General features: G+C 73.8%; 20 protein-coding genes. 8 read left to right on the forward strand and 12 right to left on the reverse strand.

The window, feature by feature from the left end; translation table 11 throughout:
- Positions 1–20: 20 nt before the first annotated feature.
- From ACZ4FH_RS15285 to ACZ4FH_RS15305, 5 genes are all read right to left on the reverse strand, one after another.
- Positions 21–1154 (reverse strand): hypothetical protein, encoded by a 1134-nt coding sequence (locus ACZ4FH_RS15285; RefSeq protein WP_467304977.1) that lies wholly within the window; start codon positions 1152–1154, stop codon positions 21–23.
- Positions 1151–2149 (reverse strand): COG1470 family protein, encoded by a 999-nt coding sequence (locus ACZ4FH_RS15290; protein ID WP_467304979.1) that lies wholly within the window; start codon positions 2147–2149, stop codon positions 1151–1153. Before ACZ4FH_RS15290 ends, ACZ4FH_RS15285 begins: the two co-directional genes overlap by 4 nt.
- A 45-nt stretch (positions 2150–2194) precedes the next feature.
- Positions 2195–2848 (reverse strand): LPXTG cell wall anchor domain-containing protein, encoded by a 654-nt coding sequence (locus ACZ4FH_RS15295; protein WP_467304980.1) that lies wholly within the window; start codon positions 2846–2848, stop codon positions 2195–2197.
- A 190-nt stretch (positions 2849–3038) separates the two neighbouring features.
- A complete protein-coding gene (locus tag ACZ4FH_RS15300) occupies positions 3039–3578 on the reverse strand; it encodes an ATP-binding protein (protein WP_467304981.1) in 540 nt (179 codons plus the stop codon).
- Between the two features lie 256 nt (positions 3579–3834).
- Positions 3835–4203 carry an STAS domain-containing protein gene (locus tag ACZ4FH_RS15305; protein WP_383648960.1) on the reverse strand — a complete coding sequence of 123 codons (369 nt, stop codon included), beginning with the start codon at positions 4201–4203 and terminating at the stop codon, positions 3835–3837.
- 281 nt (positions 4204–4484) lie between these two features.
- On the opposite strand from ACZ4FH_RS15305, the gene ACZ4FH_RS15310 reads away from it, so the two are divergent.
- On the forward strand, positions 4485–5471 hold the full coding sequence (locus ACZ4FH_RS15310) for an RNA polymerase sigma factor SigF (protein WP_467305372.1): 987 nt from the start codon (positions 4485–4487) through the stop codon (positions 5469–5471).
- A 65-nt stretch (positions 5472–5536) separates the two neighbouring features.
- Here the strand turns inward: ACZ4FH_RS15310 and hutI are convergent, their stop codons facing one another.
- The 4 genes from hutI to hutU form a co-directional block, all read right to left on the reverse strand.
- On the reverse strand, positions 5537–6724 hold the full coding sequence (gene hutI, locus ACZ4FH_RS15315; protein WP_467304982.1) for an imidazolonepropionase: 1188 nt from the start codon (positions 6722–6724) through the stop codon (positions 5537–5539).
- Between the two features lie 47 nt (positions 6725–6771).
- Positions 6772–8157, reverse strand: a complete 1386-nt coding sequence (locus tag ACZ4FH_RS15320) for a formimidoylglutamate deiminase (protein ID WP_467304984.1) — start codon at positions 8155–8157, stop codon at positions 6772–6774.
- Positions 8148–9362, reverse strand: a complete 1215-nt coding sequence (locus tag ACZ4FH_RS15325; RefSeq protein WP_467305373.1) for an allantoate amidohydrolase — start codon at positions 9360–9362, stop codon at positions 8148–8150. The genes ACZ4FH_RS15320 and ACZ4FH_RS15325 overlap by 10 nt, the downstream gene beginning before the upstream one ends.
- 65 nt (positions 9363–9427) lie before the next feature.
- The gene (gene hutU / locus ACZ4FH_RS15330; protein WP_467304986.1) at positions 9428–11110 is read right to left on the reverse strand and encodes a urocanate hydratase; all 1683 of its coding nucleotides are present in this window, start codon (positions 11108–11110) and stop codon (positions 9428–9430) included.
- A 232-nt stretch (positions 11111–11342) separates the two neighbouring features.
- Between hutU and ACZ4FH_RS15335 the strand changes: the two genes are divergently transcribed.
- The 4 genes from ACZ4FH_RS15335 to ACZ4FH_RS15350 all read left to right on the forward strand — a co-directional run bounded on the left by ACZ4FH_RS15335 (position 11343) and on the right by ACZ4FH_RS15350 (position 13517).
- On the forward strand, positions 11343–11765 hold the full coding sequence (locus ACZ4FH_RS15335; RefSeq protein WP_467304987.1) for a hypothetical protein: 423 nt from the start codon (positions 11343–11345) through the stop codon (positions 11763–11765).
- Positions 11762–12541, forward strand: a complete 780-nt coding sequence (locus ACZ4FH_RS15340) for a transcriptional regulator (RefSeq protein ID WP_467304988.1) — start codon at positions 11762–11764, stop codon at positions 12539–12541. Before ACZ4FH_RS15335 ends, ACZ4FH_RS15340 begins: the two co-directional genes overlap by 4 nt.
- 38 nt (positions 12542–12579) lie before the next feature.
- A complete protein-coding gene (locus ACZ4FH_RS15345) occupies positions 12580–13056 on the forward strand; it encodes a roadblock/LC7 domain-containing protein (protein ID WP_467304990.1) in 477 nt (158 codons plus the stop codon).
- A gap of 86 nt (positions 13057–13142) precedes the next feature.
- Positions 13143–13517: a hypothetical protein gene (locus ACZ4FH_RS15350; protein ID WP_467304991.1), complete on the forward strand. Its 375-nt coding sequence runs from the start codon at positions 13143–13145 to the stop codon at positions 13515–13517.
- A 65-nt stretch (positions 13518–13582) separates the two neighbouring features.
- Here ACZ4FH_RS15350 and ACZ4FH_RS15355 read toward each other — a convergent pair whose 3' ends face one another.
- The gene (locus tag ACZ4FH_RS15355; RefSeq protein ID WP_467304992.1) at positions 13583–14437 is read right to left on the reverse strand and encodes a MurR/RpiR family transcriptional regulator; all 855 of its coding nucleotides are present in this window, start codon (positions 14435–14437) and stop codon (positions 13583–13585) included.
- Between the two features lie 183 nt (positions 14438–14620).
- On the opposite strand from ACZ4FH_RS15355, the gene ACZ4FH_RS15360 reads away from it, so the two are divergent.
- A complete protein-coding gene (locus tag ACZ4FH_RS15360; protein WP_467304993.1) occupies positions 14621–15046 on the forward strand; it encodes a hypothetical protein in 426 nt (141 codons plus the stop codon).
- Positions 15047–15061: 15 nt separating this feature from the next.
- Here ACZ4FH_RS15360 and ACZ4FH_RS15365 read toward each other — a convergent pair whose 3' ends face one another.
- Positions 15062–15823 (reverse strand): SDR family oxidoreductase, encoded by a 762-nt coding sequence (locus tag ACZ4FH_RS15365; RefSeq protein WP_467304994.1) that lies wholly within the window; start codon positions 15821–15823, stop codon positions 15062–15064.
- 150 nt (positions 15824–15973) lie between these two features.
- On the opposite strand from ACZ4FH_RS15365, the gene ACZ4FH_RS15370 reads away from it, so the two are divergent.
- Positions 15974–16864, forward strand: coding sequence for a helix-turn-helix transcriptional regulator (locus ACZ4FH_RS15370; protein WP_467304995.1), 891 nt, complete (start codon positions 15974–15976; stop codon positions 16862–16864).
- A 307-nt stretch (positions 16865–17171) separates the two neighbouring features.
- Here the strand turns inward: ACZ4FH_RS15370 and ACZ4FH_RS15375 are convergent, their stop codons facing one another.
- Positions 17172–18575, reverse strand: a complete 1404-nt coding sequence (locus ACZ4FH_RS15375) for a cystathionine beta-synthase (RefSeq protein WP_467304996.1) — start codon at positions 18573–18575, stop codon at positions 17172–17174.
- 156 nt (positions 18576–18731) lie between these two features.
- Here ACZ4FH_RS15375 and ACZ4FH_RS15380 point away from each other — a divergent pair, with 156 nt between their 5' ends.
- A complete protein-coding gene (locus tag ACZ4FH_RS15380) occupies positions 18732–19787 on the forward strand; it encodes an SGNH/GDSL hydrolase family protein (RefSeq protein WP_467305374.1) in 1056 nt (351 codons plus the stop codon).
- The last annotated feature ends 159 nt before the right edge of the window (positions 19788–19946 follow it).

Below are 19946 nucleotides of genomic sequence, written 5' to 3' on the forward strand. Positions count from 1 at the left end.
GACCGTCCTGCGTTGCGTACTCACGAATGTCCCTTCGTCGTCGGTCTGTGCTCTGACGGTGCGGATTCAGGGGTGAACCACGGCAGGGCCGCCGTGGTGGTGCCGCCCGGCGCGGCGGCCGGTGCGGGTCCGGGGGGCCGGTCGCCGCGCGGTTTCGACAGCCGGGCGCGCACTCCGGCGCGCGTGGAGGTGCGCCGTCCGCAGCGGCCCGCTCCCTGTCCGGAGCGGGGCCGGACCTTGTCGACGACCGCCATGCCGATCCGGAAGACGGCCGCGGGCACCACCAGGCAGAGCAGGATCCAGAAGAGCGTCACGCCCCACGGACGGCCGACCCCCCAGGGCTGTTCGGCCAGCACCTTCGTGCCGTACTTCACCGAGATCTGGTAGTCGCCGTGGGCCCCCGCCGACAGTTCGACGGGCAGCTCGACCAGCGCCTTGCGACCGGGCTCGACCGTGCCGCGCCACTGCCGGTCCTCCCACTGGGGGGCGTAGACGCCGTGCGAGACGCCGATCCGGAAGACCGGGTCCTTGACCGGGGCGGAGCCCAGATTGCCGACGGTGAAGACGAGCCGGCGCGAGGGCGGGGCGCCGAACCAGGTGAGCAGTCCGCTGTCCCCCTCCAGCCGGGTGGCGGCGAGGACGGCGAGCCTGCCCTCCCCCGACTCCTTCGGCAGCGCGGCGACGGGATGGCCCGCGACCACGAACGGGGCGTCGGCCAGGGCCTGTTCCCCGGTGACCGTGGCGACATGGACGACGCACGGGCAGGGCACGGGCGGCTCGGCGACCGGCAGCTTCTTGGTGAACGCGCCCTTCTTGTCGGTGGTGACGGCCCGGCCGTCGCCGTTGGCGCAGGAGTTCGTCCCGCCGATCACCCCGCGCGCCGGGGTGGACTGCCCGCAGATCAGCATCATCAGCAGGGTGTCGGGCCGCCAGCCCGTGCCCCTGACGGTGACCTCGCCGCCCTTGCCCGCCTGCTTCTGGGAGAGCGTGAGCGCCGGCTTCGGGTCGGCCGCGGCGGCGTGCGGCGCGGCGGCGAGCAGGGCCGGCAGGAGTACGGCCAGCAGGGCGGCGGCCACCGCGGCCGCCCGGGGCCGTGCGGTCCGGGGCGTCGCCGGCCCGCTGTGCCGCCGCGCGCTTTCGGTCCGTCGAGTCACGATTCCGCTCCCGCCTTCACCAGGTGCCTCTCGTCGGAATGCTGTCGGGGGTCCGGACCGGGGTCCCGCCCCGGACCGTCGGGGTCCGGTTCCCTCCGCCGCCGGACGCGGCGCCGCAGGACGTACCCGCCCCCGGCGACGGCGGCCAGGAGCACCGCCGCGCCCGCGGCCGCGGCCGGCCACGGGACGAAGAGCGCGGAGGCCGCCGCCTCGGCGTGCGCGCCGCCCGCCGCCGTGACCCGCAGCCGCACGGTGACCGAGTCCAGGGCCGGGGCGTCCCGCCACGGTTCGCTGAGCCTCACCCGCTGGCCGGGCAGCAGTTCCACCGGCAGCGTGCGGGGGCCGCGCCGCAGCAGCGGCCCGAACACCCCGTCCGCCTCGACGGCCAGCCGGGGCACCAGGACGGCGTTGCCCCGGTTGACCAGCGTGTAGTGGACGGCTCCCCGGGAGACCGTGACGTCCTCCGCGGTGAGCGCGGCGAGCGTCGGGCCACCGACGCGCAGCTGGACCCGTACGCCCACCGCGCGTCCGCCGCTCTCGGCGACGACGGCGCCCGGATGGTCACCGGGCAGCGCGTCCTCGGGCACGGTGAAGGAGACCGGGACGTCGGCCCGGGTGCGGGCGGGCACGGTCACCTCGGTGCGCGCCGTCCGCAGCCAGGCGCCGGTGCCGGTGGACGCGTGCGCGCCGCGTACGGCGAAACCGCCGTCGTCCGTGTTGTACGCGTCGGCCCCGCGCAGCCGTACGGTCACCGGCTCCGTCCCCGGGTTGATGACCGACAGCCGGTCCTGGAGGACGCTGCCGGGCAGGCCCTCCAGATAGAAGGAGGGCCGGGCGTCGTCCGGGTCCGTGCCGTCCGAGGCGGGCACCGCCGTCCAGGCCGGAGCGGCCGGGCGCGGCGCGGCGCCCGCCGGACCGGCCGGGGCGAGGACGCACCCCAGCGCGACGAGCAGCGGCAGGGCCAGGCGGATGACGTGACCGGACGGCGGCGGCATGGGCGGCTCCCTCGGGCGTGACGGCGGCGGCGGTTCGCGCGGGGATCAGCCGGTGGCCCGCTGTCCGCGCCGGGTCAGCCAGAGGACGCCGGCCGCACCGGTCAGCAGCACCGTGCCGCCGAGGGTGCCCAGCGCCACCGCCGAGTCCATCGGCCCGGTCTTGGGCAGCGCGTCGGTGGCGGTGCCGCCGCCCGCCGCGGTGACGTCCAGGCTGAGCGAGGGTCCCGGGTTGTTGGACGGGGTGCAGGTCGTCGTCGTACCGAGCGCCTTGATGGTGAGCACCCCGGCGGTGAAGTCGACCTTGCCGCTCTTCTTCGGGGTGTACGTCCCCGAGAGGTCGTTGATCTTGATGGGGCTGTTGGCGGGGATCGCGGCGGAGTTGGCGGGGCCGGAGACCCGGACCTCCCCCGGGTCGGCGCCGCCGACCTTGATCACCGCGCTGGGGTTCATCGCGCCCTTGCCCAGTTCGACCGGGCTGGAGGAGACGCCCTTCTGGAAGGACATGGTCAGCTTGTAGCCGCCGTCGCTCTTCACGCTCTTGATGTCGATCGGCGACACGGCGGCCTTGTCCCCGATCGGCGTCTTGCACTGGTAGTTGACGTCGACGACCGTCGCGTGGGCGGCGGGCGCGGCCAGCAGCACCGACGCACCCGCCAGTCCGGACGCCAGCGCGAGAGCTGTTCGCTTCTGGTACGACACCTCGAATTCCCCTCAGGCCGGGAGTCGCCCGCGCCGCTCCTGGCGGCACCATTAACTGACGACACATCAGATTGGGCGCTCAAGGTACGCCCGGGGCCTTGTGGAGGGAAGACAAAGAGCGCGCCGATCCGGCGCGCTCTTCGCGGGGGTGTCGTGGAGGCCGCGGCGGACGGGACGCCGCCGCGGGCCGCTACGCGGGGGCGGCCAGCTCCGCCCAGACGGTCTTGCCGGGCTCGCCCGGAACGCGGACGACGCCCCAGTCCAGGCAGAGCCGCTGCACGATGAACATGCCGTGGCCGCCGGGCCGGCCGGCCCGGTGCGGGGTCCGGGGCGCGGGCTGTCCGGCGCCGCCGTCGGTCACCTCGACCCGCAGGGCCTTCGGCAGCCGGGCGATCCGCAGCTCGTCGGGACCGTCCGCGTGCAGACAGGCATTGGTGACCAGCTCCGAGACGACCAGCAGGACGTCCTCGGCGGCGGCCCTGCGGTCGGCCGTCGACGCGGGCAGCCAGCCCCAGTCGTGGAGGGCCTGACGGGCGAAATCACGGGCCGTCGGCACGATGCCGCCGGTCAGCCGGAGCGACAGCGTCCGCCACTGCCGCTCGGCGGATTCGGCGGAGGCCGCACCGGCGTCCACGTCCGCACGCGGGCCCGCGTCGGCGCGCGCACCCACGCCCGCGCCGTCCGGCTCGCGGCCGAGGTCGCCCGGCGGATGCTGCCGGGTGGTGCTCATCAGCGCTTCACCTCACCGATTCACCATGTCGCCATTGAAGATACGAATACGAATACTGCTGGGAACTACGCATACTGCTGGCCCTACGGATACCTCTGGGGACACGGACACCGGCACCGCGCGGATACGTGTCCCCGCCGCCCGGCCCGCCGGGGTGTCTCCTGCCCGACGGAATCGTGACAACACCCACTTCGTCCTCGCGGATCACGTGACGAGGGCGACAGGAGGGGCGCCCGGGGTGCCGGCACGGGACACCTCAGGTGTCCAGGGCCTCTTCCAGGGAGTCATGGACGGTGAAGACCGCCTCGGCCCCGGTGATCTCGAAGACCCGCGCCACCACCGGCAGCATTCCGGCCAAATGGACCCCTCCCCCGGCGGCCTCCGCCTTCAGACGGGCACCGAGCAGCACGTTCAGCCCGGTGGAATCACAGAATTCGAGGCGCGAGCAGTCGACCACGAGGCGCACGCGCCCCTCGTCGATCGCGTGCTCCAGGGGCTCGCGCAGCAGATCGGCCGTGTGGTGATCGAGCTCACCGACCGGCGTCACCACCTCGCTGCGGCCCTCGGTCCGGGCCTCGACCTGAAGCCGCCCCCGGTTCGCGCTGCCGACCGTCCCGCGGTCCATGCCCGTCCCTCTTCGCCTCGTCACTGTCTGCATCACTGCGCATGCAGATGCGTTGCAGCTGTCGCTGACGTTGCTGAAACCCTACGCGTTCCGTGCGCCACGCGGTAGCGGAAGACCTCAACAAACCGGACATTTAGCGTCAATTGGTGGTTGTGAGGGGCCGCAAGGACCGGGTAAGGGTAGAGGGACACCCACAACACGGCCGGCTTTGGAGGCGCCGCTTCACCGCAGGAACACGTATGGGCATCGGCAGCCATATGCCGAGAACGATGGAGGAGACCATGTCACCCCGGCTCGACGGACCGCGTACCCACGACGCGACGTCGGCATGTCCTCAGGGACTGACCGCATCAGACTCCCCTGCCGCGACCGTCCAGGACGCCGCGCGCACCCGCACCACCCGTCACGACCGTGACACCGACCAGGCCGGCACCCCCCATGACGCCGGCACCGCGACCGACGGTCTCGAAGGACTTCCCGAGATACCGCCCTACACCGAGGTCGGGCCGCTGGACGCCAGGGCGCTCTCGAAGACGCTCTTCGCCCGGCTCGAATCCCTCGAAGAGGGCACGCACGAGTACTCCTACGTGCGCAACACGCTCGTCGAACTGAACCTCGCGCTGGTCAAGTTCGCCGCCTCCCGGTTCCGCTCGCGCAGCGAGCCGATGGAGGACATCATCCAGGTCGGCACGATCGGCCTGATCAAGGCGATCGACCGCTTCGAGCTGAGCCGGGGCGTCGAGTTCCCGACCTTCGCGATGCCGACCATCATCGGCGAGATCAAGCGCTTCTTCCGCGACACCAGCTGGTCCGTGCGCGTCCCGCGCCGCCTGCAGGAGCTGCGGCTGGACCTGGCCAAGGCGGGCGACGAGCTCGCCCAGCAGCTGGACCGCTCGCCCACTGTGGGCGAGCTCGCCGACCGCCTCGGCATCACCCACGACGAGGTCGTCGAGGGCATGGCCGCGAGCAACGCGTACACCGCGAGTTCGCTGGACGCCAAGCCCGAGGAGGACGAGACCGAGGGCGCGCTGGCCGACCGGCTCGGCTACGAGGACCACGGACTCGAAGGCATCGAGTACGTCGAGTCCCTGAAGCCGCTGATCGCCTCGCTGCCCGGCCGCGACCGCCGGATCCTCTCGCTCCGCTTCGTCGCCAACATGACGCAGTCGGAGATCGGCGAGGAACTCGGCATCTCGCAGATGCATGTGTCACGGCTGCTCTCCCGCACCCTGGTCAGGCTCCGCAAGGGGCTGACCCTGGAGGAGTGAGCGCGCTCCCCCGACGGACCGAGGACCTGCCCCGCCGGGCGGGTCCTCGCCGCGTTTCCGGCTCCTCAGCCCCCGTACGGCGCGACCACGCGCACCCCGCCGCGCCAGACCTCGTGGACGAGCGGCACCCCCGGCCGGTAGGCGAGGTGGACATGGCTCGGCGCGTCGAGCACCACCAGATCGGCGCGGGCGCCGGGGGCGATCCGCCCGATGTCCCCGCGGCGCAGCGCGGCCGCGCCGCCCGCGGTGGCGGACCAGAGCGCCTCGTCGGGGGTCATGCCCATGTCGCGGACGGCGAGGGCGATGCAGAAGGGCAGCGAGGAGGTGAACGAGGAGCCGGGGTTGCAGTCGGTGGAGAGCGCGACGGTGGCCCCGGCGTCCAGCAGCCGGCGGGCGTCGGGCCAGGCGGCCCGGGTGGAGAACTCGGCCCCCGGCAGCAGTGTGGCGACGGTCGACGACTGGGCGAGGGCGTCGACGTCGGCGTCCGTGAGATGCGTGCAGTGGTCGGCGGAGGCGGCGTCGAGCTCCACGGCGAGCTGCACGCCGGGCCCGTGGCCGAGCTGGTTGGCGTGCACCCGGGGGTGGAGCCCCCTCGCCCGGCCCGCGGTCAGGATCTCCCGGGCCTGGTCGCCGTCGAACGCGCCCCGCTCGCAGAAGACGTCGATCCACCGGGCGTACGGGGCGCAGGCGTCGAGCATCGGGCCGGTGACCAGGGCGACGTACCCGGCCGGGTCGTCCGCGTGGTCCGGGGGCACGATGTGCGCGCCGAGGAAGGTGACCTCGTCGGTGTGGCGGGCCGCGATGCGCAGCGCGCGGGCCTCGTCCTCGACGGTGAGCCCGTAGCCGGACTTGGTCTCGAACGTGGTGGTGCCCTGGCGCAGCGCCTCGGCGAGATAGCGGGCGACGTTGGCGTCGAGCGCCTCGTCGGTGGCGGCGCGGGTGGCGGCGACGGTGGTCCTGATCCCGCCCGCGCTGTAGGGGCGGCCGGACATCCGGGCGTGGAACTCCTGGGTCCGGTCGCCCGCGAAGACCAGGTGGGAGTGGGAGTCGACGAAGCCGGGGATCACGGCCCGGCCGCCCGCGTCGACGGCGTTGTCAGTGGCGGGTGCTTTGCTTGACTCACCGGTCCAGACGACGCGGTCGCCCTCGATGACGACGGCCGCGTCCCGGATCGGCGCCAGGGGGGAATCACCGCCGAGGGAGGGGTCGTTGGTGATGAGTTCGCCGATGTGGGTGAGGGCGGTCGTCGTCATCGGGGGTCTGCTCTCCTTGCGGACGGTCGACGGGGCGGGACGGCTGCTCAGCGGTGCAGGGCCGCGACGGCGTCCGCGAGGGTCCGGGGGACGTCGGGGACCAGCGTGTGCCGTCCGTCGCGCACGAGGTGGCGCCCCGCGACCACGGTGTGGCGCACATCGGCCGCGGAGGCGGCGAATACGGCCGCTTCGGCTGCCAGCCGGGGCACCGGTCCCGCCGTTCTGACGGAGTCCATGGCCACGGTGACCAGATCGGCGGGGGCGCCCGGTTCGAGGACGCCCGCGTCGGGCCGGCCGAGGGCGGCGTGGCCGTCGGCGGTGGCGGCGCGCAGCAGGGCGGCGGCGGTCCAGTGGCCGCGGGCCCGGGTGCGCAGGCGCTCGTTCAGCTCCATCGCGCGGGCCTCCTCGAAGAGGTCGATCACGGCGTGGCTGTCGCTGCCCAGCGAGAGCGGGGAGCCCGCGTCCTGGAGGGCGGCGGCGGGGCCGATGCCGTCGGCGAGGTCCCGTTCGGTCGTGGGGCACATGCAGGTGCCGGTGCCGTGGGAGCCGACGAGCGCGATGTCCTCGGGGGTGAGATGGGTGTTGTGGACGCCGGTGGTGCGCGGTCCGAGGACCCCGTGGTCGGCGAGGAGCCGGGCGGGGGTGCGGCCGTGGACGGCGAGGCAGGCCTCGTTCTCCGCGGTCTGCTCGGAGAGGTGGACGTGGAGCGGGGCCTGCCGTTCCTCCGCCCAGGCGGCGACGGTGGCGAGCTGGTCGGCGGGGACGGCCCGCACGGAGTGCACGGCGGCGCCGATCAGCGTGTGGTCGTCGCCCTTGAGCAGCGAGGCGCGCTCCGCCCAGGCCTCGGCGGTCCCGTCGGAGAAGCGCCGCTGGTGCGGGTCGGGTTCGAGGGGGGCGGAGGGCCGGGGGCCGAAGCCGGCGGAGAGGTAGGCGGTGTCGAGCAGGGTGATGCGGATGCCGGCCGCGCGGGCGGCGGCGATCAGCGCCTCGCCCATGGCGTTCGGGTTGTCGTAGGGGGTGCCGCCGGGCGCGTGGTGCAGATAGTGGAATTCGCCGACGGCGGTGATGCCCGCCAGCGCCATCTCGGCGTACACCGCGCGGGCCAGGTCGTAGTACGTGTCGGGGGTGAGCCGGGACGCGATCCGGTACATGGTCTCGCGCCAGGTCCAGAAGGTCCCGGAGCCGACCTGGACGGTGGAGCGCAGGGCGCGGTGGAAGGCGTGCGAGTGGGTGTTGGCGAGGCCCGGCAGGGTGAGGCCGCGCAGCGCGGTGGCGCCGGGCGGCGGCGTGGTGACCCCGGTGCGCACCCCGGCGATGCGTCCGCCGGCCACCTCCAGGAGGACGTCCGGTTCGGCGTGGGTGCCGAGCCAGGCCTGGGAGAGCCAGTACGTCTCGGTGACGGGTCCTGCCGTCGGGTGGGTCGTCAGCGGCACGCGAGACCTTCCAGTACGTCGGCGAGTGCGGTGACCCCGGCGGCGCAGTCGTCCTCGTCGGCGTGCTCGGCCGGCGAGTGCGAGATTCCGGTGGGGTTCCGTACGAACAGCATGGCGGTGGGGACCGAGGCGGACAAAATACCCGCGTCGTGTCCGGCGCCGGTGCCGAGGACGGGGATGTCGTGCCCGGTGTCCCGGTCGGCGGAGTCCTTGAGGAGGGCGCCGATCTCGTCCCGCAGCGCGTGCCCGAAGGCGATCTCGGGCGTGAAGGACTCGCGTACGACGTCGAGGTCGACGCCGGTCCGCGCGGCGTGCTCCCGGGCGGCCTGCTCGATCCCGGCGACGACGGTGTCCAGGGTGTCCTGGTCGGCGGCGCGGGAGTCGAGCCAGCCGCGCACGAGGGAGGGGATGGCGTTGACGCCGTTGGGTTCGACGGCGACCTTGCCGAAGGTGGCGACGGCCCCGGCCAGCCCGGCCTCCCGGCGGGCGGCGAGCACGGTCTCGGCGTACGTGAGCATGGGGTCGCGGCGGTCGGCCAGACGGGTGGTGCCCGCGTGGTTGGCCTCGCCCCGGAAGTCGAACCGCCAGCGTCCGTGCGGCCAGATCGCCGAGGCGATGCCGACCGGGTCGCCGGTGAGGTCGAGGGCACGCCCCTGCTCGACGTGGAGTTCGACGAACGCGCCGATACGGGCGAGCCGTTCGGGGTCCGGGCCGAGGGCGCCGGGGTCGTGTCCGGCGGCCTCCATGGCCTGCGGCAGGGTGATGCCGTCGGCGTCGCGCAGCCGGTGGGCGGCCTCGACGGTCAACTGCCCGGCGGCCAGCCGGGAGCCGACGCAGGCGAGACCGAAGCGGGCCCCCTCCTCGTCGCCGAAGTTGGTGATGGCCAGCGGCCGGACGAACTCCGCTCCCCTGCGGCGGAGTTCGTCCAGCGCGGCGAAGGAGGACACCACGCCGAGCGGCCCGTCGAAGGCGCCGCCGTCGGGCACGGAGTCCAGGTGCGAGCCGGTGACGACGGCGCCGGCGGCCAGCGGGTCGCCGAGCCAGGCCCACTGGTTGCCGTTGCGGTCGGTCTCCACGGCGAGTCCGCGGGCCTCGGCCTGCGCCCGGAACCACGCCCGGCAGTCGGTGTCGGCGGCGGTCCAGGCGTAGCGCCGGTAGCCGCCGCTGTCCTTGTTCCGGCCGAGGGGGGCCAGCTCGCGCCACATCTCCTGGAAGGAGGCGGGGGCGTGCGGGGCGGGCGGCGCCCCGCCGTCCGCCCGTTCGGTGCGCGTCACGCCGTGCCCTCCGCCGTCCGGTCCCCGTCCTCCGTCATGGGGACGCGGACGCCCTGGTCGTGGGCGACGGACTCCGCGATGTCGTAGCCGGCGTCGACGTGCCGGATGACGCCCATGCCGGGGTCGTTGGTCAGGACCCGGCGGATCTTCTCGCCGGCGAGCTTCGTGCCGTCGGCGACCGTCACCTGCCCGGCGTGGATCGAGCGGCCCATGCCGACGCCGCCGCCGTGGTGGAGGGAGACCCAGGAGGCGCCGGAGGCGACGTTGACCATGGCGTTGAGCAGCGGCCAGTCGGCGATCGCGTCGGAGCCGTCGAGCATGGCCTCGGTCTCGCGGTACGGGGAGGCGACGGAGCCGCAGTCCAGGTGGTCGCGGCCGATCGCCAACGGGGCGGCCAGTTCGCCGCTCGCCACCATGTCGTTGAAGCGCTCGCCGGCCCGGTCGCGTTCGCCGTAGCCGAGCCAGCAGATACGGGCGGGCAGGCCCTGGAAGTGGACGCGCTCGCCGGCCATCCGGATCCAGCGGTGCAGGGACTCGTTCTCCGGGAAGAGGTCGAGGATCGCCTTGTCCGTCTTGTGGATGTCCGAGGCCTCGCCGGACAGGGCGGCCCAGCGGAAGGGGCCCTTGCCCTCGCAGAACAGGGGCCGGATGTAGGCGGGCACGAAGCCGGGGAAGTCGAAGGCGCGCGCGTATCCGGCGAGCCGCGCCTCGCCGCGGATGGAGTTGCCGTAGTCGAAGACCTCGGCGCCGGCGTCCATGAAGCCGACCATCGCCTCGACGTGCCGGGCCATGGACTCGCGGGCGCGCTGGGTGAAGTCGGCGGGCTTCTCGGCCGCGTAGGAGGCCATGTCGTCGAAGTCGACGCCGACGGGGAGGTAGGCCAGCGGGTCGTGGGCGCTGGTCTGGTCGGTGACGATGTCGACCGGGGCGCCCTCGGCGAGCATCCGGGGCAGCAGATCGGCCGCGTTGCCGAGCAGGCCGATGGAGAGGGGGCGGCGGGCGTCGCGGGCCTCGACGGCGAGCTGGAGGGCGTGTTCGAGGCTGTCGGCCTTCACGTCCAGGTAGCGGTGCTCGATGCGGCGGTCGATGGCGCGCGGGTCGCAGTCGATGCAGAGGGCGACGCCGTCGTTCATCGTCACGGCGAGCGGCTGGGCGCCGCCCATGCCGCCGAGCCCGGCGGTGAGCGTGATGGTGCCGGCCAGGGTGCCGCCGAACTTCTTCGCGGCGACGGCGGCGAAGGTCTCGTAGGTGCCCTGGAGGATGCCCTGGGTCCCGATGTAGATCCACGAACCGGCGGTCATCTGGCCGTACATGGTGAGGCCGAGCGCCTCCAGGCGGCGGAACTCCTCCCAGTTCGCCCAGTCGCCGACCAGGTTGGAGTTGGCGATGAGCACCCGGGGCGCCCACTCGTGGGTCTGCATGACGCCGACCGGCCGGCCGGACTGCACGAGCATCGTCTCGTCCTGCTTGAGCGTGCGCAGCGTGCGGACCATGGCGTCGAAGGAGCGCCAGTCACGGGCGGCCTTGCCCGTGCCGCCGTAGACGACGAGCTTGTCGGGGTGCTCGGCGACCTCGGGGTCGAGGTTGTTCTGCAGCATCCGCAGCGCGGCTTCCTGCTGCCATCCCAGGGCGCTCAGTTCCGTACCGCGCGGTGCCCGTACGGGGCGGGGTCCTGACATGGCGGTGCCTCCTCGCGACTGTGAATTCCGTATTCACATCTTGAGTGGATGAATAGATCCAGTCAACAGGGTGGGGCGAACGGTCTCCGCGCGTCCCGCCGGCGGCACAGGGTGGGGCATTCTCCCCGAGCTCGCGCATGTACCGATGGAAAATGCCAGAAGCCCCACCAGGAGTGAGCACGTTGCGTAACCTCGGGCTCACAGCCGCACGCAGCGTCGGAGGGGAGTCGGCGTGCCCGGAATCGACGAGTGCCTGCTCGATGTCATGAGACTGCCCGGTGCCCGTGGCGCCGCCGTGGTCGACTGGACGAGCGGTCTCGCCCTCGGCACCATCGGTGACGCGCCCAACGGCGATCACGAGGCCACCGCCGCGGAGACCGCGGAGGTGGCGCGGATGGCGGCCGAACAGCCCGCCTTCGCCCTCGGCTCATCCGACGCGGCGGACGCCCCGCAGGACACGGCGTCCCCGCAGGCGGCCCCTCCCGTCGAGGACGTCATCGTCACCGCCCGCTCCGGCTACCACATCCTCCGTTTCGTCGAGACGGACTTCGACAGCAGCGTCTTCCTCCACCTCTGGCTGGACCGCGCGGAAGGCAATCTGGCCCTCGCCCGCATCCGGCTCGGCGAGATGGCCGAGCGGCTGGTCCTGGCATGAGAGCGACCGCCCCCGCCCCGGCCGGTGTCCTCTCGCCGATGCTCCAGCGCCTCGCCGCCGAACGCGCCACCGGCGCCCTGATGCGCGACCGCGGCACCCTCTATCTGGCCGAGGGCCAGGTCGTGCACGCCGAGTCCCCGGCCACCCCCGGCATCGACGTCCTGCTCACCCGCGGCGGCGCGCTGCGCCGCGAGGGCTGGTGGGACGCGGTCGCCGAGGCCGGTGCCGGACAGCGGGTCGGCCGCCATCTCGTGGACAGCGGCCGGGTGCCGGGCGGCGCGCTGGAGCTGTGCCATCTGGGCGCGCTGTACGACGCGGCGTTCTTCGCCCTCGCCCCGACCAGGACCCCGGCCCGCTTCCGCTACGGGGTCGCCCACTGGATCGGGCCGGTGCGCCCCGTCCCCGTGGAGGCCGTGCAGCGCGAGACGCTCCGGCGGCGGGAGCTGCTGGAGCGCATCTGGCCGGAGGCGGTCACCGACAGCGCCCCGCTGACCCGGACGGGCCTGCCGGCCGACGCCCCCGTGCCGCCCCGTCAGCGCCGGGTCCTGGAGCGCGTGGACGGCGTGCGCACGGCGACGGACATCGCCCAGGAGCTGGGCAGGTCCGCGTTCCACATCCTGGTGGACCTGCGTCGGCTCGCGGCGGCCGGGCTCGTCGCCGCCGTACCGGAGCCCGCCGGTCCGTACGCCTCCGGCCGGGTCGCGCTCCCCGAGGTCACGGCCGACCCCGACATCGCTCTGCTGCGCCGGCTCCGAGACGCATTGGAGGCCCTGTGATACGCGCGCTCAGACAGCGTGCCGGGAGGAGACAGCTGATGGTGCCCGAGGCCGAAGTGCAGGACGTGCTGGCCGAACTCCAGCGGTTACGGGCCCGCGTCCCGCTCCTCTCCGGCGCCCTGGCGGCCAGTGCCGACGGTCTCGTGCTGGCGCACGACACCCCGGGCGTGGAGGCGGAGGGCGTCGCCGCGCTCACCGCGGCCGCGCTCGGCGTCGCGGTCCGGATGACGGACGCGACCGGCCGCGGCGGCTTCCGCGAACTGCTCGTCCGCGGCGAGTCCGGCTACATCGCGACGTACGCGGCGGGTTCCCAGGCCGTCCTGACCCTGCTCGCCGAGGACCGCATCAACGTCGGCCGGCTCCATCTGGAGGGCCGCAGATCGGGTGTCCGGATCGGCGCACTCGTCGACGCCGCCCTGGACGGCCCCCCGCAGCCCGCCGCCGGGCCACGCGCCCCGCTGCCGCCCCGTACCGCACCCCAGCAGCCCGGCACCCTGCCGCACCGGCCGACATGACCCCCGCACACCCCCCGCAGCCCTCCGGCACGCCCCAGAAACGGAACCGGTCCTCCCGACCGGTCAGGGAAAGGAAACGAGCAAGCATGGCGAACACCGAAGCGTCACTGAAGGAAGCGATGTCGTCCATCGAGGGCACCACCGGTGTCGCCCTCGTCGACTACACGAGCGGCATGGCGCTGGGCACCCTCGGCGGCGGCAAGGACTTCAACCTGGAGGTCGCCGCCGCGGGCAACACCGATGTCGTCCGGGCCAAGCTGCGCACCATGGAGCACCTGGGCATCAAGGACGAGATCGAGGACATCCTGATCACCCTGGGCACCCAGTACCACCTGATCCGGCTGCTCAAGTCCCGCGGCAACAACGGCCTGTTCCTCTACCTGGTGCTGGACGCGGGGCGGGCCAACCTGGCGATGGCCCGCCACCAGCTGAAGAAGATCGAGGCCGAACTGGAGGTCTGAGCACGGCGCGCCCCCTGCCCGGCGGACGGTCCGGGGTCCCCGGACCCCGTCCGCCCAGGGGGCCCTCACTCGACGAACAGCCCCCGCGCCGCCGCCGTCGCATCGAACTCCTCCAGGCGCGCCTGCGCGTCCGGCAGGCCGTCGCACATGGCCTCCAGGAGCACGCGCCCGAGCAGCATCGGCGCGCAGGCGGTGTCGAAGGCGAGGCCGGTGCCGACGGCGGCCGGGATCAGCAGATCGCTGTGGGCGGCCACGGGGGCGAACGCCGAATCGGCCACGGAGACCGTGGTGAGCCCTTGCCCGCGTGCGTGGGCGAGGGCGTCGACGACCTCGCGCGGGTGGCGGGGCAGGGCGAAGCAGATCAGGGCGGTGGCCCCGGCCCGCCGGGCCGCGTCGATCCGGTCGTGCAGCATGCTGCCGCCCTCGTCGAGCACCCGGACGTCGGGGTGCACCTTGGCCGCGAAGTAGCCGAAGCCGCGCGCCTGCGAGGAGGCGGCGCGCAGCCCGAGGACGAGGAGCGGACGGGAGGCGGCGAGCAGCCGGCCGGCCCGTTCGACGGGTCCGGGGTCGGCGAGCAGCTCGGCGAGATGGCGCAGGTTCTCGATCTCGCCGAGCACGGCCTGCTGGTACTCGTTGACGGCGTCGGCGCCGTCCTGGCCCGTGTCCTCGGCCGGGCCGGCCGGGGCGTACTCGCGCAGGTGCCGGCGGAGCGCCGGGTAGCCGTCGAAGCCGAGGGCGACGGCGAAGCGGGTGACGGAGGGCTGGCTGACCCCGGCCAGCTCGGCCAGTTCGACGCTGGACAGGAAGGGGGCGTCCCCGGCCCGGCGCACCATGGAGTGGGCGATGCGCCGCTGGGTGGGCGTGAGCCGGTGCCCCTCGAACAGCTGCTGCAACCGCGCTCCCGCGCTGCTCGCGCTCATCCTGTCCCCTCGCTGGATCCCGGGGCCGAGGACCGGCACCGCCGGATCCATTCAGCCAGCCGGTCGTCTGCATGTCCATATGCAGCCGGACGGACCCGGGCCCCGCATACGCCGCCCGGCCCCCCGGAAACCGGGGGGTTAGCCCCACTGACGCGGCCTCCCCCGCTTCGTACCGTGGTCGGTATGGACGCACCCGACACCGAGCTCAAGAAGGAGCTCAACGCCACCGTCCGGGCCCGTGGGGAGCTGGGGGACGAGTACGAGTCCGCGCTCGTCGACTCCTTCCTGGAGAAGGTCGAGCAGCGGCTCGACACCACGCTCGACCGCCGGGTCCGGCGCCATCTCGCGGAGCAGCGGGTCGCCGTGGCCCGCGGGGCGCGCGCCCCGGAACCGCCGCTGGGCCACTTCGGCGAGCGCTACGGGCTGGCGATCATCTCGCTGGTCCTGGCGATCCCGCTGACCGCCATCGCCGTGGTGAACGCGGGGATCGGCGGGCTGCTCGTCGTCTGGTTCGGCATCGTCGGCGTGAACGCCTTCCAGGCGGCCGGCCACGGCGGGCTGTTCCGGAACCGGGAGCGGCGGCAGCCGGCGTCCGACTGGGAGGACTGAGCCCGGGGCGCGGTCTCAGGCCTGCCGGGTCGGCAGGACGACGAGCTGGCGCAGGTTGATGTGGCGGGCCCGGCTGGTGGTGTACGCGATCAGGTCGGCGATCTCCTCGCCGGACAGCCCGCCCAGGGCGTCGAACATGCCGCCGAGTTCTCCGCTCAGCCGCGGGTTGTCGATGTGGTCGCCGAGTTCGGTGGTGGTCAGGCCCGGCTCGATGTTGGTGACGCGGACGTCGCGCGGCCCGAGTTCGGCGCGCAGCGAGGCCGAGAGATGGGTGAGCGCGGCCTTGGTGGCGCCGTAGACCGCGTAGTCGGGGAAGACGACGTGCGCGCCGATCGAGGAGATGTTGACGAGGTCGGCGGTGCGGCCGTCGGCGGCGGCCGCGAGCAGGTCGGCGGTGAAGGCCCGGGTGATCCGCAGGGCCCCGGTCACATTGGTGTCGATCATCCGCTGCCATTCGTCGGCGCGGCCCGCGTCGAGCGGGTTGGGCAGCATCACCCCGGCGGCGTTGACGACGAGGTCCACCGGGCCGAGCCCGGTGCGCACGCGCTCGGCGGCGGCGTCCACGGACCCCTGGTCGGTGACGTCGGCGGCGACGGCCAGTGCCCGCCCGCCGTCGGCGGTGATCGCGGCGGCCAGCTTCTCCAGCCGCTCGGCGCGGCGGGCCAGCAGCGCCACCCGCGCCCCGTGGGCGGCGAGCAGCCGGGCGGTCGCCTCCCCCATGCCGCTGGCGGCCCCGGTGACGACGGCGGTACGGCCCGCGAGCGTGGCGTACGACATGGTGGTTGCTCCTCCGGCTGGTGCCCCCGGGGCGTCTCCCCGGGGCCGGTGACCACTCTGCGGCGGGGCGCGGGGGCTGCCCAGGGGTGCGTCTTTCCTGGGTCCGGCAGTACCAGGCTCGGCGGCGGGCGCTCTTCTACGATCGGGCGCATGGACGGCGATCTGGGGGACTTCCTCCGCTCACGGCGTGCCCGCATCCGGCCCGAGGACGTGGGGCTCAGCTCCTACGGCCGGCGGCGTGTCCCCGGGCTGCGCCGGGAGGAGGTGGCGCAGCTGGCCGGGGTGAGCGTGGACTACTACATCCGCCTGGAACAGGGGCGCGGCCCCAGCGTCTCGGACGCGGTGCTCGACGCGATCGCCCGGGTGCTGGACCTGGACGCGACGGAGCACGGCTATCTGCGCACGGTGGCCCGTCCGGCGTCCCGGGTCCCCGCCGCCGCGGTCCCGGCGCGGCGGGTGCGGCCGGGGGTGCGGCTGCTGCTGGACGCGCTGGAGGGGGCGCCCGCCTTCGTGCTGGGGCGCCGGATGGACGTGCTGGCGTGGAACGCGCTCGGGGACGCCCTGAACGGTTTCTCCCGGATGGCGCCGGAGGGGCGGAACATGCCGCGTCAGGCGTTCCTGGACCCGGCGGCGCGGGAGCTGTACCCGGACTGGCCGGCCGTGGCGGCGGAGACGGTCGCCCATCTGCGGCTGGACGCGGGGCTGCACCCGGACGACAAGGTGCTGGCGACCCTGGTCGGCGAGCTGTCGATGAAGAGCGAGGACTTCCGCAGGCTCTGGGCGGACCACGGGGTGAAGGCGAAGACCCACGGGGTGAAGCGGATCGCGCATCCGGTCGTGGGCGAGCTGACCCTGCCGTACGAGACGCTCGCGCTGCCGGGGGACCCCGGGCAGTCGCTGGTGGTCTACACCCCGGAGCCCGGTTCCGTGACGGCGGAGCGGGTCGCCCTGCTGGCGGGCCGGGCCGTCCCGGACGGGGACTCCGGCCGGGAGAACGACCGGGAGGGCGGCGAGGGGAGCGCCGGGGGTCCGCGCGCGTAGACATGGCGCGGGGACCGCCGCACCCCCGGTTTCCCAGGGGGCGGGACGACGGCGGTCCCCGCGAGGGACGCGGTCCGGGTCAGGGCCGGTCGCGCGTCCGGGCGACGGTGGAGGTCCGGGAGCCGCTCCGTAGTCCGGTGTCGCCGTATCGGTGCCGGCGGTTCTCCCCCGCCGACATCCACCACTGTGCCCGAGCCGTGTTAAGCGGGTGCTGCGCGGACGTGTCGCGCTCGTACCGTTTCCGGAAAGACCGCCGTCACGGGCCGCGGGACCGGACGGCCCCGCCGCCGGTGACGCCGGACGGCTCCTACGCGTCCTTGGCCGTGTCCTTGGCGAGGAAGGCCAGCAGGTCCTGGCGGCTGACGACGCCCTTGGGCCTGCCCTCGACCAGGACGATCGCCGCGTCGGCCGCGCCCGTACCGCCGAGGACCGCCATCAGGTCCTCGACCGGTTCGCCGGAGCCGACCTGCGGCAGCGGCGGGGACATGTGCTTCTCCAGGGGGTCGGAGAGCGAGGCGCGCTGGGCGAAGAGCGCGTTGAGCAGTTCGCGTTCGACGACGGAGCCGATGACCTCGGCGGCCATCACGTCCGGGTGGCCCGCGCCGGGCTTCACGATCGGCATCTGGGAGACGCCGTACTCGCGCAGCACGTCGATGGCCTCGCCGACGGTCTCCTCCGGGTGCATGTGGACCAGGGTGGGGATGGGCCCCTCCTTGTGGTTCAGCACGTCCGCGACACGGGCCGAGGGGCCGGTGTCCTCCAGGAAGCCGTAGTCGGCCATCCACTCGTCGTTGAAGATCTTCGAGAGGTAGCCGCGTCCACTGTCCGGGAGGAGGACGACGACCACGTCGTCGGGCCCGAGCCTCTTGGCGACCTCCAGGGCGCCCACGACCGCCATGCCGCAGGAGCCGCCGACGAGCAGGCCCTCCTCCTTGGCGAGGCGCCGGGTCATCTGGAAGGAGTCCTTGTCGGACACGGCGACGATCTCGTCGGTGACCGTGCGGTCGTACGCCGTCGGCCAGAAGTCCTCGCCGACGCCCTCGACCAGATACGGGCGGCCGGAGCCGCCGGAGTAGACGGAGCCCTCCGGGTCGGCGCCGATCACCTGGACCGCGCCGTCGCTGACGTCCTTCAGATAGCGGCCGGTGCCGCTGATGGTGCCGCCGGTGCCGACGCCCGCGACGAAGTGGGTGATCCGCCCCTCCGTCTGCTCCCACAGCTCCGGACCGGTGGTCTCGTAGTGGGAACGGGGGTTGTTCGGGTTCGAGTACTGGTCGGGCTTCCAGGCGCCGGGCGTCTCACGGACCAGCCGGTCGGAGACGTTGTAGTACGAGTCCGGGTGCTCCGGGTCGACCGCCGTGGGGCAGACGACGACCTCGGCGCCGTAGGCGCGCAGCACGTTGATCTTGTCCGTGGACACCTTGTCCGGGCAGACGAAGATGCACTTGTAGCCCTTCTGCTGCGCGACGATCGCCAGGCCGACGCCCGTGTTGCCGCTGGTGGGCTCGACGATCGTGCCGCCGGGCTTCAGCTCGCCGCTCTGCTCGGCGGCCTCGATCATGCGCAGGGCGATGCGGTCCTTGACCGACCCGCCGGGGTTGAAGTACTCGACCTTGGCCAGGACCGTCGCCTGGATGCCGGCCGTGACGCTGCGCAGCCTCACCAGCGGGGTATTGCCTACGAGACTGATCATCGAATCGTGGTATCGCACCGTGTCACTCCGGGGTCTCCGAGATGGTCCGGCCAGCGTATGCGCACCGGCACCGGATTGGGCGACGCGATTGAACGACGGTCGGTTGGGGGCAGGTAGCACTGTGTACGGCGGTACGGCGACGAGGAGGTGGACCGGACTGTGTCGAGAGCACGTGTGGCACGGCGGATCGCGGCGGGCGCGGCCTACGGCGGTGGCAGCATCGGGCTGCTGGGCGCCGCGGCGGCAGGCGTCCTGCTGGCGGAGGTCCAGCTGGCGAAGCGGCAGGTGGGCGGCGGTATCGCCCCGGTCCCGCCGAGCGCGGACGGGCGGTACGGGGTGGCGTTCACCGGACCCGCGGAGCCGCTGCGCTTCGGACTCCTCGGGGACTCCACGGCGGCCGGGCAGGGGGTGCGGCGGGCCGGGCAGACCCCGGGGGCGCTGCTCGCCTCGGGGCTGGCGGCGGTGTCCGAGCGCCCGGTGGACCTGCGCAACGTGGCGCAGCCGGGGGCCCGCTCGGACGATCTGGAGCGGCAGGTCTCGCTGCTGCTGGCGGACCCGGCCCGCACCCCGGACGTCTGCGTGATCATGATCGGGGCGAACGATGTGACGCACCGGATGCCCGCGACCCAGTCGGTGCGCTGTCTGACGACGGCGGTGCGGCGGCTGCGCACGGCGGGCGCCGAGGTCGTCGTGGGCACCTGCCCGGACCTGGGCACGATCGAGCCGGTCTACCAGCCGCTGCGCTGGCTGGCCCGCCGGGCGAGCCGGCAGCTGGCGGCGGCGCAGACGATCGGTTCGGTGGAGCAGGGCGGCCGGACGGTGTCGCTGGGCGATCTGCTGGGCCCTGAGTTCGAGGCGAACCCCCGGGAGCTGTTCGGCCCGGACAACTACCACCCGTCGGCGGAGGGGTACGCGACGGCGTCGATGGCGGTGCTGCCGACGCTGTGCGCGGCGCTCGGGCTGTGGCCGGAGTCCGATCATCTGGACGGGGCACGGCGCGAGGACATGCTCCCGGTGGCCAAGGCGGCCTCGCAGGCGGCCGTGGAGGCCGGTACGGAGGTCACCGGGGCGCGGGCGCCGTGGGCGCTGCTCAAGCACCGCAGACGGCGGCGGCTGCCCGCCGCCACGGAGCCGCACCCGCACGAGGAGCCGCAGGAGACGGAGGGCGGTTCGACGCGGGTGGAGCCGCGCCCGGGTCCCGGCAAGGACGCCTCGCCCCGGCACGCGTGAGGGGCCGGGGCCCGGTCTCCCCACGGGCCGGGGCCCGGCGGACGGCCGGGTCCCGGGGCCTCCGGCACCGAACTGAGCGGTTGCTTAGAAAAGAGTCGGGCATCACATGCCGCGTCGGGTGACCTCGGCAGTACGTCCGGGTAACTTCCAGAGCAGTCC

This window comes from Streptomyces sp. NPDC024555, from assembly GCF_055559335.1.

What these genes read in the sequence shown, in the direction of transcription:
- hutU (WP_467304986.1), bottom strand. Translation starts at nt 11,110, where the DNA reads ATGTCAGGACCCCGCCCCGTACGGGCACCGCGCGGTACGGAACTGAGC.
- ACZ4FH_RS15300 (WP_467304981.1), bottom strand. Translation starts at nt 3,578, where the DNA reads ATGAGCACCACCCGGCAGCATCCGCCGGGCGACCTCGGCCGCGAGCCG.
- ACZ4FH_RS15355 (WP_467304992.1), bottom strand. Translation starts at nt 14,437, where the DNA reads ATGAGCGCGAGCAGCGCGGGAGCGCGGTTGCAGCAGCTGTTCGAGGGG.
- ACZ4FH_RS15305 (WP_383648960.1), bottom strand. Translation starts at nt 4,203, where the DNA reads ATGGACCGCGGGACGGTCGGCAGCGCGAACCGGGGGCGGCTTCAGGTC.
- ACZ4FH_RS15365 (WP_467304994.1), bottom strand. Translation starts at nt 15,823, where the DNA reads ATGTCGTACGCCACGCTCGCGGGCCGTACCGCCGTCGTCACCGGGGCC.
- ACZ4FH_RS15290 (WP_467304979.1), bottom strand. Translation starts at nt 2,149, where the DNA reads ATGCCGCCGCCGTCCGGTCACGTCATCCGCCTGGCCCTGCCGCTGCTC.
- ACZ4FH_RS15310 (WP_467305372.1), top strand. Translation starts at nt 4,485, where the DNA reads ATGTCACCCCGGCTCGACGGACCGCGTACCCACGACGCGACGTCGGCA.
- ACZ4FH_RS15360 (WP_467304993.1), top strand. Translation starts at nt 14,621, where the DNA reads ATGGACGCACCCGACACCGAGCTCAAGAAGGAGCTCAACGCCACCGTC.
- ACZ4FH_RS15325 (WP_467305373.1), bottom strand. Translation starts at nt 9,362, where the DNA reads ATGTGGCGCGAGCTGGCCCCCCTCGGCCGGAACAAGGACAGCGGCGGC.
- ACZ4FH_RS15370 (WP_467304995.1), top strand. Translation starts at nt 15,974, where the DNA reads ATGGACGGCGATCTGGGGGACTTCCTCCGCTCACGGCGTGCCCGCATC.
- ACZ4FH_RS15345 (WP_467304990.1), top strand. Translation starts at nt 12,580, where the DNA reads ATGGTGCCCGAGGCCGAAGTGCAGGACGTGCTGGCCGAACTCCAGCGG.
- hutI (WP_467304982.1), bottom strand. Translation starts at nt 6,724, where the DNA reads ATGACGACGACCGCCCTCACCCACATCGGCGAACTCATCACCAACGAC.
- ACZ4FH_RS15350 (WP_467304991.1), top strand. Translation starts at nt 13,143, where the DNA reads ATGGCGAACACCGAAGCGTCACTGAAGGAAGCGATGTCGTCCATCGAG.
- ACZ4FH_RS15340 (WP_467304988.1), top strand. Translation starts at nt 11,762, where the DNA reads ATGAGAGCGACCGCCCCCGCCCCGGCCGGTGTCCTCTCGCCGATGCTC.